The sequence below is a fragment of the Chthoniobacterales bacterium genome (assembly GCA_036569045.1).
Classification (GTDB): Bacteria; Verrucomicrobiota; Verrucomicrobiia; order Chthoniobacterales; family JAATET01; genus JAATET01.
In genome coordinates this window covers 20,748-33,656 of record DATCRI010000019.1, presented here as the reverse complement: position 1 = coordinate 33,656, position 12,909 = coordinate 20,748, and the positions used below count along the sequence as shown (strand labels likewise).

Below are 12,909 nucleotides of genomic sequence, written 5' to 3'. Positions count from 1 at the left end.
CGGATATCCTCGTTGACTTGCCCGCACGCACCCACGCAATGCGCCGCGAATCGTGACAGAAATCTGCCCAAAATGAGGCTGCCCAATCTTCCCAGACGATCCCTCCGAGTCACCGTCATCCTGGGAATCCTCCCGCATCCGCTCTGGGATGGGGCGGTGTGCGGCCTGCAGGTCACGGATTGCCGTGAATGCGTTGTCGAAGCGCGCTGTCTCGCGAGCACGCCTGCTCCAATGGCTGCGCGAACGGCATCCCGAGTCCCCGCCTCGCACGCGGGCCGAGATTCTCTCCCCGCCCCAGCCCTCCGCGGCCTGAAGAAATTTCCCGCGCATGGCCGGGTCGGCGCGCGATGTCTTCGTAGGTAAATCCTCACCCATGAATGCCGCCAGATCCCGCCCCGCCGCCGTCGAGACCCGGACATTTGCCATCGCCGTCGAGGGCCAGCGCCCCACCCAGCACGCCCATCGTATCGAGGCCCTCTTGAGAGACGCCCGTGGGGTGATCGGCGTGGAAGCTCACCTCGACGAAGCGCGCGTGATCGTGACCTACGATCCTCACCTTGCCGCGCCAGCCGACATCCACGACACGCTCATCCAGCGCGGCTACCACGCAGCCGCCCGGGCGGAGTGAGTTTCGCTGCGGCTTCGCTCAATTCGCTCCACGCAGCGCGGAATCGAGGCGGGATACATCCGCCCGGAGCGCGGAGGGATTTCCCTTCTGCTTCTGCACCTGCGAGACGATCGCCTGCACGGTATCCTTCATCTGGCTCATCGCCATCCCCTTGAGCAAAAACGCGGCCTTCGACGAAGGCTTCACGAGATTCGTGTAGCGAATCACCGATCCATCGCCAAAAGGCTCGACGGCAAGGTTTCCGCGGCTCTCGACGATGCTCGTCGCCCGCAGCACGGTCCAATCGACGCACAGTTTGTCATCGCCATCTTCCTTCAGCTCGTTGCGCACCGTGTAGGCCTCATCCGGCAGGATCGGCACATCGATCACGTAATCGACCTCGAAGCTGCGCGGCGAAAGCTCCTTCGAAATGCGCGACGTCAGGCAGTTCGGGATGTAGTGGCAGGCGTTGTTGTAGTCGAAAAAGACGGCGACCACCTCGCGCGGCGTCGCGTTCACCTTTTGGTAAACCCGCACGCGCGGCCATGGATAGCCATCCAGCGTCTCGCTCGTCATCACCTGCTCGCCGGCCTTCACCTTCGCCCGGTCCGACGCCGAAAGGTCCCCGAGCAGATCGGCGCGCGCCAGGCAGGGACCGAGCACCAGCAGGCCGCACAGGAATCCACGGACGAACATACGAGGGGAATCCATGACGCGGCACCCGGCGAACTGCAATCCGAATTTCCTCTACCGCCCGGAACGAACCGGGAGTTGTGCGACTCGCGGGAGCCGGGCATGATGCGACGCTCGAACCCTCACCACCCGCGACCATGAATCTTTCCGACGACCAAAAATCTGCCGTCGCCGCCTGGCTGGAGGCCGGCGCGACGCTCTCCGACGTGCAAAAACGCCTGCGTGAGGAATTTCAGGTTTCGCTCACCTATCTCGACACCCGACTGCTCGTGGACGACCTGAAAATCCAGATCAGGGATCCGGAGCCCGAGCCGAAGCCCGCCGAACCCGTCGCCGCGGAAGCCGCGCCCCCTTCCCCGGAGGAGCCTCCATTCCCGGACGACGACCTCGCCCCGCCGCCGCTTCCCGGAGGCAAGGTCAGCGTGACGATCGACCAGATCATGAAGCCCGGCACAATGATCAGCGGCAAGGTGACGTTCTCCGACGGCGAGAACGCCGAATGGTATCTCGACCAGACCGGCCGCCTCGGCCTGAACCCGGACACGATCGGCTACCGGCCCGCGGAGCGCGACGTGCTCGCCTTTCAGGTGGAACTCCAGCGCCTCGCCCGCTCGCAGGGCTACTGATGGTTGTCCACGTCAACGGCGAACCCCGCGAACTGGCCCGGAGCGGCACCGTCGCCGAGATGGTCGCCGAGCTGGAGCTGCCTGCGCCGACGCTCCTCATCGAGCACAACGGCACCGCGCTCCACCGCTCCGAATGGCCCGCCACCTTGCTGGCCGAGGGCGACCGCATCGAGCTCCTCCGCGTCGTCGCCGGAGGATAGACTTTCATCCTACTTGGATATTTGGAAATCCGGGCTAGAAAAGCGCCATGCTGCGCCCCCGGATTTTTGTCCTGTTCATTCTCGCCCTGCTACCTATCGCGGAAGCTGCAACCTCTGATCCGATCGTCGTCGGGCGAAACGCGACGGATTTCTCTTTCCAGACCACGGAAGGATCGAAACGGATTCGCGATTTCCGGTCAAAATGGCTGCTTCTCCAGTTCGGCGCGTCGTGGTGCCGGCCCTCCGAATGCACCGCCGCCGTTTTCTCCGGAATCCAACGCAGACTCGAAGGGCAGCCTTTTGTTTTCCTCGAGCTCAACAGCGATCCCACACTCTCCGATATCGATCTTTACAGCCAGGTGCGCTTTGCCGGTCTGCGAGGCCTGATCCCGCAATCCGTGCCGCGCCCTTTCAACGCGTCATCCTTTCCCCGCTGGTATCTGATCGATCCGCGCGGAGTCATTCGGGCCGCTGGCGCCACCGAAGCTCCAGACAAGCTACAAGAGGATATCTCCCGCGTAATCGCTGGTCCGCTCAAACTTAAGAGCGAGGCGCTGGAGCCCCTTCCCGACGACAAATCCCTCGCAGAAGCCGATTTTCTCTACCTCCAGCAGGATTATGCCGCCGCCCGCGAAACTTACTTCGCGATCTTTCAAAAAGATCCCAAGGCGATCGATGCGCTCCTGAAGGCAGGAATGGCGGAGGCCTACGTCCACAACCTGTCCGCCGGCCGAAAGTTCGTCGACAAAAACATGCCCGCAGATGCGGCCCTCACCGACCGGCAGATCGTGTATCAGACAAATTTCATCACGAGCACTCCGAAGAAATTCGAACTCGTCGAACGGCTCGGACCGGTCTTCGACCGCCACCCCGACTCCCAATACCTCAAGAGCACCCTCCTCGTGGAGCAAAAGCTTCCCGAAGAGGCCACCGACGACGACCTGAACCAGATTTTCGGAACCCTTCAGGGGATCGATGACCTAGAAAGCCGCGCATTCCTTGCCGTCGCACTCGAAAGCCGCGCAAAGATCGCCCCCGCGCTTAAATACGGCGAGCCGAACCTGCGCAGGCTTACCAATTACCGAATCGCTCACATGATCGGGCTGCTCACGCGCCACGGGCAGCAAGCCAAGGCGCGCAGCATCTATTTCAAGGATTGGCCAATCGAGCGGGCCGCCACCGCGAACGCGCAGGAGGCCTGGGAATACGCTTTCATCTACGCAACCCTCTCCGACTGGGACGCCGTGGATGCTTACGGCGCGCGCTACCAGCAACTCATTGGAAATCGCCCATTCGGCATGGAGATGCAGTGGCTCGCCGCGATTCGGGAGAGGAATTTCACCGGGGCTGACGCTCTGGCGAAGCAGGTGCAGGCCTTCGCGGAGACTCACCCGCAATACAAGGTCGCAGCCGCCGCATTTCAAGGCACCGCGCTCCCTCCGAGGGAATCTCTCATCAACGGCTTCGACACGCACACGCGCCGCGACAACATCCTCGCCTATGCTCTGATTGCCGAACGCAGCGGAAACTTCGAAACCGCGCGAAAGGCCTATCGAACCATGCGAGAACTCGACGACACGGTAAAAGTTTCCCGAACGCCTTGGCAACGCACCTCTCCCTCACCCTCGGCAAGTAACCTCTCGTCCCCCGGGGCTTGCTCTTTGGCATTTAGCCTCTAGCGTTGTCGATTCATGTTCAGCCGCCTTTCCGACAAACTTCAGGACGTCTTCAAGGACCTCCGCGGCCATGGACGCATCACCGAGGCGAATATCAATGACGCCCTCCGCGAGGTGCGCCTCGCTCTGCTCGATGCCGACGTCCACTTTCAGGTCGCGAAGGACTTCATCGCGAGCGTGAAGAAAAAGGCGCTCGGCGAGGACGTCCTTCGCAGCGTCACGCCCGGCCAGCAGATCGTCAAAATCTTCCACGACGAGCTCGTCACCCTTCTTGGCGGCGATTCCAGCCCGCTCAATCTCGACAAACCCGCGCGCATCCTCGTCGTCGGCCTCAATGGCGCCGGCAAGACGACCTCGTCCGCCAAGCTCGCCCGCTGGCTGAAGACCCAGGGCCGCACGCCGAATCTCATCGCGTGCGACCTTCTGCGCCCCGCGGCGATCGACCAGCTCGCCACCCTGGCCGGCCAGGTCAACGTCAACGTCTTCACGCCCGACAAGAGCGAAAAGGACGTCCTCCGGGTTGCGAAGAGCGCCCTCGCCTGGGCCGACGAGGTGGGCGGCAACGTCCAGATCTTCGACACCGCCGGTCGCCAGGAAATCGACGAGCCGCTCGTCCAGGAACTCAAGCGCCTCAAGGAATATCTCCAGCCGGAGGAAGTCCTCCTTGTCTGCGACGCCGCCACCGGCCAGCAGGCCGTCTCCGTCGCGGAGCATTTCCACGGCGCCCTCGGCCTCACCGGCATCATCCTCACCAAGCTCGACGGCGACGCCCGCGGCGGCGCGGCCCTCTCGCTTCGTGCGGTCACGAAGCAACCGATCAAATTCGCCGGCGTCGGGGAGAAACTCGACCAGTTCGAGCCGTTTCACCCCGACCGCCTCGCCGGCCGCATCCTCGGCATGGGCGACGTGGTCAGCCTTGTCGAGAAGGCGGCCGAGGCTATCACCGAGGAGGACGCCCTTCGCATGCAGAAGAAGCTGCAAAGCGGCGGCTTCGACCTCGATGACTTCCTCCAGCAGTTCAAAATGCTCAAACGCATGGGCCCCCTGGAAAATATCCTTGGCATGTTGCCCGGCATGGCTAACCTGAAAGATTCCTCGATCGACGAGGGGCAGCTTAAACGGGTGGAGGCGATCATTCTCTCCATGACTCCCGGCGAGCGCGCGAAGCCCGAGATGCTGAACGCGCGACGACGCCAGCGGGTCGCCCGCGGCAGCGGCACCTCCGTCTCCGAGGTAAATAATCTTCTTCTCCGGTTCGGCCAGATGAGGAAGATGATGAAAAAGGCGGGCAACAGGAAAAAAATAATGGCCCAGGCACGCCGGGCTGGACTTCCAGGAATGAAGTGACGCCGCCCGCGGCCGAAAATTTCCAAGACCGAGAAAACTCTTAACCAGATACGACCATGGCAGTTGCAATCCGACTCAAGCGCGAAGGCGCCAAGAACCACCCCTTCTACAAGATCGTGGTGGCCGACCAGCGCAAGCCGCGCGACGGACGTTTCATCGAAATCATCGGCTCCTACGATCCGAAGAAGGAAGGCGAGAACTTCGCCCTCGAGCTCGACCGCGCGAACTACTGGGTCGGCGTCGGCGCCCGCCCTTCGCAGACCGTCGGCAGCATCATCAACAAGGCCCGCAAGAAGGCCGAAGCCGCCGCGGCCTGATTCCGGCCGCCTCTCCCGACCCGTGGAAGAGTTTCTTCGCTACGTCGTCGGGAAGCTCATCGAATACCCCGATGAGTTGCTGATCACGCGCACGGAAGACGGAGACAAGTCCGTCTTCCATCTCGCCATGCGCAAAACCGATCTACCGAAGGTCATCGGCAAGGGCGGTCACACCATTCAGGCGCTCCGCGAGCTGCTCCAGGCGTCCGCCCGAAAAAAAGGCATCCGGGTGGGCCTGGAAATCATCGAGTAGATTTTTCCCGGCGTTACGGCTGCACGCCAGGCACGCGGTTGATCCGATCGAGTTCGCGATCTTTCCGCGCGACGTAGAAATCGAAGCCCTCTGCTCGACACCGGGCCACGAAGTCCGCGATTCGCGCCACGTTTGCCGGATCCTCGCGATCGCCAGTGTCCACGTAGTCGACACAAAGCACCTTTCGGCCGGTCGTGCACAGCTTTCGAAGATATCGCAGCCGGTAGCGGGTTTCATCGGCCGGCTGTCGCGCCGTTTCGTTGTAAAACAGATCTTCCACGCCGATCCCGGAAATGGCGCGCCGATACTTCCCGCCGGTGTCGTAGCGGAGAATGTCCTCCGCATTCTGGGGGAAGACGAGCATCCGATGTCCGGTGGCGAATCGCAGGTATTCTGCGATCCAGACCACGAGATCGATCATCCGTCGAGCCGCCTCCGCCCGGTCTCCCCGCGGATCTCCCGGCTGCCAGACTTCCCCACCGCCACCGTAACTCGCGGAAGCCGCCCAGTATTCGTAGGCATCGATGATGTCGAGATACACCCCGGTGAATCCCTGCCTCGCAATCCGATCGAGATAGGGCCGCAGAACCGTCTCGCGCCATGCGGGATCCCAGTAGCGCACCTTGTAATTGCCCACCCAGTCGGGGTTCGTGTGCCCGAGCCAGGACGGAGCAGCGGCGGTGAATGCGTTCGAATTCCGACGAGCCACCCAATCCGCCCGCCAGTAGAAGCGGTAGTTCTCCGCCTCGCCAATCGAGAGATAGGCCAGCGTGCGGATCCCTGCCCGGCCCAGCGCCTTCACCTGACCCGGCGGCAGGCGGCCGGCATCGCTACCATCCCGCGAATAATCCACCACGGCGGCGCGAAATCCCGAGGCGCGAATGGCGCGCGGGCTCGGATTCTGGAGCTGGTAGAGCCACGGTGCTCCCCAGGCTGACGAAATCGCAAGGGCGGCGACCAGCGGGATGGCGAAAATTCGCGCACTCACGGTGGTCAACCGGCCCGTCATTTCAACGCGCCCTCAGAACTGCGCGAGGAGGTTCTCGAGGTGCGTCGTGATCGCGACGAGGCCGTTGCGGTATTTGTTGGCCGGCACGGGATCGAGCGCGGTGCGTGCTTCGGAGACCATGCGTTTCGCGGTATCGATCGCCGAGCGCATCGCGCCGCTGGATTTCAGCAGGCCCGTCAGCTCGTCCCGACCGGAGAGATTCTCGTGCAGGAGCAGCTCGCGGGCGCGCTCGCGGAGCGAGTCGTCGTTGTTCTGGAGCAGCAGGAGCACCGGCAGAGTGAGTTTGCCCTTCTGGAAATCGGTGCCGAGCGTCTTGCCCACGGCATCCTCGTCACCGGCGATGTCGAGGATGTCGTCGTAGACCTGATACGCGGTGCCGAGCCGCGAGCCGAAAGTCTTGAGCGAACTGATGATCTCGGGGCTGGCCTCGCTGATGAACGCGCCCAGCTCGCAGGCCGCGGCAAAGAGCGCCGCCGTCTTCATCTCGATGATCTTGAAATAATCGGCCAGCGAGAGGTTGAGATCGAAGCGCCGCTGCGTCTGGATGATCTCGCCGGAGCAGACCTCGGCCGAGGCCTCGGAAACGATGCGGCAGATCTCGTTGTTCGAGAAATTCGTGGAAAGCCGGAGTGCGTGGGCGAACAGGCAGTCGCCGAGCAGGACGCTGAGCGAGTTCCCCCACTTGGCGTTCACGGTCGGCTGCTCACGGCGCGTCTCGGCGCCGTCCATGATGTCGTCGTGAACGAGCGTGGCGACGTGGATGAGCTCGAGAATCACCGCGACGTCGACATGGCCCGAAGTGATCTTGCCCGTAGCGCCACCCGCAAGCAGCGCGAGCGCGGGACGGAGACGTTTGCCGCCGGAATTGATGGCGTAGGCGATGTAGCCCTCAACCGCAGGATCGAACGCCCTCGCCTGCTGGCGAATGCGCTCCTCCACGCTGTAGAGGTGCGGATTGATCAGGTCGAAGGTCTGTTTGAAGGTCACCGCGGTTTCGACACCGGCGGCCAGGGAGCGGAGCTTTGTGAAGTCTTTCACCGGAACGTGATCGTAGGTTCGAGGATGCCCATCGGTTGCTAAATTCGGGCCCGGCCAGCCTGGATGATCTGCCGAACGATGAAGAATGGCACGAGGGCGGCGGCCGCCACCGCGATCGCGAGGAGCGGCCCGGGCACGACTCGCGCGCGGTCGCGCACCACGGCCGTCAGCCCGGTGCGCACGGCTTCCTCCGTCGTCACGACGAAGGCGGGCATGGTTTTAAAATGCGCGGCGTTCTCTTCGTCACCCGGGCGGGTGGCAATGTCGAAGAACTCCGTCTTCACCGGGCCGGGGCAAAGCGCCGTGACGGACACCCCGGTGTCGCGCAATTCCATCCGCAGCGCCTCGGAGAAGCTCGTGACGTAGGCCTTGGTCGCGGCATAGACCGCCATGTTCGGCAGCGGGAAGAAGCTCGCCACGGAACTGACGTTCAGAATGGCGGCCCGGCCGGAGCCGCGCAACGCGGGCAGCAGGAGGTGCGTGAGATGCGTGAGAGCGGCGATATTGACGTCGAGCATGGCGCGCACGCGGATCCACTCGCTGCTTTCGAAGGGTCCGTGATCGCCAAGGCCGGCATTGTTCACGAGAAAATCGACGCGAATGTCCTGTTCGCGGAGCCAGTCGGCGAAGGCTGCCCGCGCATTCTCGTCCGCGAGGTCGGCGGCGTAGATGAAAACCGCCAGATCCGGATGGCTGGCGGAGAATTCCGCGCGGAGCGCCTCGAGGCGGTCGTTGCGGCGGGCGACGAGCACGAGGGATTGGGCGACGGGGGCGAGCTGGCGGGCGAACTCTGCGCCGAGACCGGACGACGCGCCGGTGATCAACGCTGTGCATCCCTCGAAAAACTTCATATCACGCAATCTTCATGATCGCCCTGAACCTATCCAGCCAAAAACCCTTCACGACGAAGGACGGCTCGACGATTCGCAGCATCCTCGATCGCACGAACGCCCCGGTGCAAAACCAGAGCCTGGCCGAGGCCCGCGTTCCGGCCGGCACGGCAACGGACCGCCACTACCACAGGCTCGCCGAGGAATTTTACTTCCTGCTCGAGGGCCATGGAACGATGGAACTCGACGGAGAAACGCGCGGAGTCGGCCCGGGCGACGCGATTCTCATCCCGGCCGGAGCCTGGCACCAGATCACCGCCACCAGCGACCTGGTTTTCCTGTGCTGCTGCGCACCGCCCTACGCGCACGACGACACGTATTTCGAATAAGCCGCGCTACCAGGTGTAGTGCACGGAATAGGTGACCTTGCGCTCCTCGTCGGGCTCGAGCGTCACGCGGAACTCGATCGTGTGGGAGTCCAGCTTCCGGTAGTCGTCGCTCTTGTCGGTGACCTTCCAGTTGTCGAAGCGGCAAAGATGCTCGACCACGCGGATCTCGACCGGCTCCTTCTTGTGATTCCGCAGGGTGATCTCGAAGGATTCATCGAGCCAGTCGCTGGCTTCATTGACGGCGTAATCGGTGCGTCGGCGCTCGCCAACGAGGTCGAAACTGTTCCCGACATAGGCGCGGATCGTCTCGTCCTTTGGCGTGTGATCGATCTCGTTCTCGCCGATGAACTCCATCTGATGATCCTCGTCCTGTTCGTAAAAGCGCATCCGTCCCTTCGGCAGCGGCAGGCCGAGCCTGTTCGCTTCGGAGTTCTTGAATTCACGCAACACCCACACCTTCTTGTTCGTGGGGATGCCGTATTCGCCGGCGCCGCGGAAGAAATTGAAGATTCCGTAATTCGGCGTGGCTCCGTCGTAGACAAAGATCCGTGGGGCGTTCACGCCGGTCGCCCGCACGAATTCCACCTGCTTCGTCTCGTGATCGCGCAGCGTCACCGGCCGGCTGATCGTGTAGAGGTGAAACTCGGAGAAAGCCTTCTCGGTGACAGGTGCCTGCTCAGCCTTATCCATGGCCATACCCGCGGCCAGTGACCTCGGCACCATCTCCGTCCGAACCTGCTGAATCTTGTTCACATCCCCGGCCATCAGTTTCACCTTCGCCCCCCGAAACGTCTTTCCGCTCTGGTTGTCGAAGGTCACCCAGCCGACGAGGTCGACGAGATCGCTCTTCTCGGCGGCCACAAGATTGTAGTCCGCATGCCAGGAAAGTCCGCCCGTGATGTAGGCGATCTCCGCGGCAAATTTGGCGTCCGCGCTGGCATTCAGCTTCCACGACAGGGTCGGGTTCAGCACCGTGTCATCGCCCAGCGCCGGAAAGATCGGTCGCCCCGGCAGCGAGAACTGGAGCTTCCCGTCGACCTCAATGATCGGCTGGATCGCATTCTGTCCGCCGGCGCCGTAGCCACTGCGGATCACCTTTCCCGTGACGGTGCGATCGGGCTTCATCGCCTCCCGCACCACGAAGTCGAGCGACTTCCCTTCATACAGAGACAAGAGAAGCGCCTCCGAGACGGCGTCGTTGCGGTAGCTCTGCTCGAGCACCTGCAGCTTCACCTTGCCGGCCGGATCGCGAAGAATCACCGAGTCCGTCTCGGCGGTGGCGGTCATGTCCGCGAACCGCACGTCGTTAACCCCGGAATGGAGGTCGAGCGGCACCTCGTCGCGCACGACGGCGAAGTTCTGGTTATAGATGGTGAGGGCCGGATTCGCCGTGGCGAGAAGCGGGAGCGTCAGAAGCGAAGCGGCCAGTCGGGAGAGAGCAGCGTGGGGCATACCGGGACAACGCACCAGCCGACGGTTTCTTAGGAACTTTCTCGCAGGAGATTTTCATTGCCACCGCAGGCTTCTTGGATATCCTTCCACCCTCTTTCCGCAACCTCCGCCCCGCCGAGCGCCGGGTGGTTTTCCTCAAAGGTCGTCGCGGTTTTGAACCATTAACCTCAACCCAATTGTCTTTTATGGCAGATATTGATCTGGCAGCGCTTCTCGCCGCCTCCACCAAAAATTACCGCGAAGGTAGCATCGTCAAAGGCCACGTCCTCGAAATCCGCTCCCGCGAATTCCTCATCGACATCGGCTACAAGTCCGAAGGCGTCGTCCGCGCCGACGAATTCGAAGATCCCGAGGAAGTCGAAGTCGGCGACGAAGTCGAAGTCCTGCTCGTCCGCCTCGAAAACGACGAGGGCATGGTCGTCCTCTCGAAGGAAAAGGCTGCCCAGCGCCAGAACTGGGAAAAGATCGTCAACGTCTTCAAGGAAGGCGGCCTCATCAAGGGCAAGGTCAAATCCGTCGTCAAGGGTGGCCTCATGGTCAACGTGGGCGTCGAGTCCTTCCTCCCCGCTTCGCAGATCGACATCATCCCGCCGCGCGATCTCCAGCAGTTCGTCGGCAACACCTACGATTTCAAGATCGTCAAGATCAACGACGACCGTAAGAACGTCGTCCTCAGCCGCCGCGAGATCATCGAGGCCGAGCGCAGCGCCAAGCGCGCCGCCTTCCTCGACGGCGTGAAGATCGGCGACAAGGTCTCCGGCGCGGTCAAGAACATCACCGACTTCGGCGCTTTCATCGACCTCGACGGCATCGACGGCCTCCTCCACATCACCGACATGTCGTGGGCCCGCCTCAACCATCCCTCCGAGATGGTCAAGATCGGCGACCACCTCGACGTCGTCATCCTCGACATCAACAAGGAGAAGGAGCGCGTCTCCCTCGGCCTCAAGCAGATGCAGGACAACCCGTGGGACAAGATCGAAGAGCGCTTCCCCGTCGGCCAGACCGTCAAGGGCAAGGTCACGAACCTCATGCCCTACGGCGCGTTCGTCGAAATCGAGCGCGGTGTCGAAGGTCTCATCCACGTTTCCGAGCTCAGCTGGACGAAGCGCATCGCCCGCCCGTCCGACGTCCTCACGCTCGGCCAGGAAATCGAAGCCGTCGTCCTCGGCGTCAACAAGGAGGAGCAGAAGATTTCCCTCGGTGTTCGCCAGCTCGAGTCCAATCCTTGGGACGAGATCGAGCAGCGCTACATCATCGGCAAGCAGGTCAAGGGCAAGGTCCGCAACATGACCGCCTACGGCGCGTTCGTTGAACTCGAAGAGGGCATCGACGGCATGGTCCACGTCTCCGACATCAGCTGGACCCGCAAGATCAACCACCCGAGCGAAGTCCTCAAGAAGGGCGATGAGATCGAGGCGGTCGTCATCGACATCGACAAGAGCAACCAGCGCATCAGCCTCGGCCTCAAGCAGCTCGAGAACGATCCGTGGAAGGACATCGAGCAGCAATACAAGATCGGCGACCTCGTCAAGGGCACCGTCTCCAAGCTCGCCAACTTCGGCGCGTTCGTTCAGCTCGAAGGCGAGATCGACGGCCTCGTCCACATCTCGCAGATCAGCGAAGATCACGTCGAGAAGGTCAAGGACGCCCTCAAGGTCGGCCAGGAGGTCGAAGCCCGCGTCATCAAGATCGACAAGGCCGAGCGCCGCATCGGTCTCTCGATCAAGGCCGCGAACTACTCGATGGAAGACCTCAAGAAGGAGAGCGAAGTGTTCGACAACATTCGCCCCGGCGAAGACATGGTCGGCCTCGCCGCCGCCTTCCAGATCGCGCAGGACGAATACCGTCCCGGCGAAGGCAAGAAGAAGAAATAAGTCTTTTCCGCAACAATTACGGAAAGCGCCCGGGGGATTCCTCGGGCGCTTTTTCGTTTCCGGATTTGCCCAGCAAGCGTGTTGTGCTAGCTTCCCGAACCAAACTATGGCCAAACCCGAAATCACCGCCTACCTGAAGACCTCCTGCGGCTGGAGCAACGGCGTTCGCGCCGTCCTCGCCAAATACGACCTCCCCTACACGGAGAAGGACATCATCAAGAATCCCGCTTTCCGCTGGGAGATGGAACAGAAGAGTGGCCAGCCCCTCTCGCCCTGCGTCGAAGTCAACGGCACGATGCTTGCCGACATCAGCGGCGAGGAACTCGAGGGCTGGATGCTCCAGGAAGGTCTCGTCGGCGAAAGCGCCAGGACCACCGACGTTCCGCTGAACTCCGCCTGCACCGACGAACAGCACGCCGCCATGGCCGCCGATGCCGTGCGCTTGAAGCTGTAACTTCGTTTCCAAATTCTTTAGCCAAAGGGCTCGGTTCAATCCATTTGGGCCGGGCCCTTTCGCTTTCCCGAGGCCCGTCTCGCGTCTCTGTGACGATCCCTGCCCATCAGAGAAAATCCTTGCGGGGCCGAACCCCTCCCG

At 62.4% G+C, this 12,909-nt stretch carries 15 protein-coding genes; 10 read left to right on the top strand and 5 right to left on the bottom strand.

The annotated features are described in order from the left end of the window. Positions 1-373 precede the first annotated feature (373 nt). On the top strand, positions 374-628 hold the full coding sequence (locus VIM61_04660) for a hypothetical protein (protein ID HEY8899681.1): 255 nt from the start codon (positions 374-376) through the stop codon (positions 626-628). A gap of 18 nt (positions 629-646) precedes the next feature. On the opposite strand, the gene VIM61_04655 is transcribed toward VIM61_04660, so the two are convergent. Next, complete coding sequence (locus VIM61_04655) at positions 647-1,318, bottom strand: hypothetical protein (protein HEY8899680.1); 672 nt, start codon at positions 1,316-1,318, stop codon at positions 647-649. A 119-nt stretch (positions 1,319-1,437) separates the two neighbouring features. On the opposite strand from VIM61_04655, the gene VIM61_04650 reads away from it, so the two are divergent. The 6 genes from VIM61_04650 to VIM61_04625 are packed head-to-tail and all read left to right on the top strand — an operon-like array spanning position 1,438 to position 5,719. Continuing rightward, the gene (locus VIM61_04650) at positions 1,438-1,926 is read left to right on the top strand and encodes a hypothetical protein (protein ID HEY8899679.1); all 489 of its coding nucleotides are present in this window, start codon (positions 1,438-1,440) and stop codon (positions 1,924-1,926) included. Further along, positions 1,926-2,126, top strand: a complete 201-nt coding sequence (gene thiS / locus VIM61_04645; protein HEY8899678.1) for a sulfur carrier protein ThiS — start codon at positions 1,926-1,928, stop codon at positions 2,124-2,126. The genes VIM61_04650 and thiS overlap by 1 nt, the downstream gene beginning before the upstream one ends. A 47-nt stretch (positions 2,127-2,173) precedes the next feature. Beyond that, entirely contained in the window at positions 2,174-3,805 is a 1,632-nt protein-coding gene (locus VIM61_04640) for a hypothetical protein (protein ID HEY8899677.1), read from the top strand. Positions 3,806-3,817: 12 nt separating this feature from the next. Beyond that, complete coding sequence (gene ffh, locus VIM61_04635; GenBank protein ID HEY8899676.1) at positions 3,818-5,149, top strand: signal recognition particle protein; 1,332 nt, start codon at positions 3,818-3,820, stop codon at positions 5,147-5,149. 56 nt (positions 5,150-5,205) lie between these two features. Further along, entirely contained in the window at positions 5,206-5,466 is a 261-nt protein-coding gene (gene rpsP / locus VIM61_04630; GenBank protein ID HEY8899675.1) for a 30S ribosomal protein S16, read from the top strand. Between the two features lie 22 nt (positions 5,467-5,488). Next, the gene (locus VIM61_04625) at positions 5,489-5,719 is read left to right on the top strand and encodes a KH domain-containing protein (protein ID HEY8899674.1); all 231 of its coding nucleotides are present in this window, start codon (positions 5,489-5,491) and stop codon (positions 5,717-5,719) included. Between the two features lie 13 nt (positions 5,720-5,732). Here the strand turns inward: VIM61_04625 and VIM61_04620 are convergent, their stop codons facing one another. Genes VIM61_04620 through VIM61_04610 form a run of 3 tightly spaced genes read right to left on the bottom strand, consistent with a single transcriptional unit; the run spans position 5,733 to position 8,617 of the window. Beyond that, complete coding sequence (locus VIM61_04620; protein HEY8899673.1) at positions 5,733-6,707, bottom strand: MJ1477/TM1410 family putative glycoside hydrolase; 975 nt, start codon at positions 6,705-6,707, stop codon at positions 5,733-5,735. 33 nt (positions 6,708-6,740) lie between these two features. Continuing rightward, the gene (locus VIM61_04615; protein ID HEY8899672.1) at positions 6,741-7,766 is read right to left on the bottom strand and encodes a polyprenyl synthetase family protein; all 1,026 of its coding nucleotides are present in this window, start codon (positions 7,764-7,766) and stop codon (positions 6,741-6,743) included. 38 nt (positions 7,767-7,804) lie between these two features. Beyond that, positions 7,805-8,617, bottom strand: coding sequence for an SDR family NAD(P)-dependent oxidoreductase (locus VIM61_04610; protein ID HEY8899671.1), 813 nt, complete (start codon positions 8,615-8,617; stop codon positions 7,805-7,807). Positions 8,618-8,631: 14 nt separating this feature from the next. On the opposite strand from VIM61_04610, the gene VIM61_04605 reads away from it, so the two are divergent. Continuing rightward, positions 8,632-8,985, top strand: coding sequence for a cupin domain-containing protein (locus tag VIM61_04605; GenBank protein ID HEY8899670.1), 354 nt, complete (start codon positions 8,632-8,634; stop codon positions 8,983-8,985). A gap of 6 nt (positions 8,986-8,991) precedes the next feature. On the opposite strand, the gene VIM61_04600 is transcribed toward VIM61_04605, so the two are convergent. After that, on the bottom strand, positions 8,992-10,437 hold the full coding sequence (locus VIM61_04600) for a DUF4139 domain-containing protein (protein ID HEY8899669.1): 1,446 nt from the start codon (positions 10,435-10,437) through the stop codon (positions 8,992-8,994). Positions 10,438-10,622: 185 nt separating this feature from the next. On the opposite strand from VIM61_04600, the gene VIM61_04595 reads away from it, so the two are divergent. Both VIM61_04595 and VIM61_04590 read left to right on the top strand, forming a co-directional pair. Continuing rightward, complete coding sequence (locus VIM61_04595) at positions 10,623-12,314, top strand: 30S ribosomal protein S1 (protein HEY8899668.1); 1,692 nt, start codon at positions 10,623-10,625, stop codon at positions 12,312-12,314. Between the two features lie 106 nt (positions 12,315-12,420). After that, the gene (locus tag VIM61_04590) at positions 12,421-12,768 is read left to right on the top strand and encodes a glutaredoxin (GenBank protein HEY8899667.1); all 348 of its coding nucleotides are present in this window, start codon (positions 12,421-12,423) and stop codon (positions 12,766-12,768) included. Positions 12,769-12,909 lie beyond the last annotated feature (141 nt).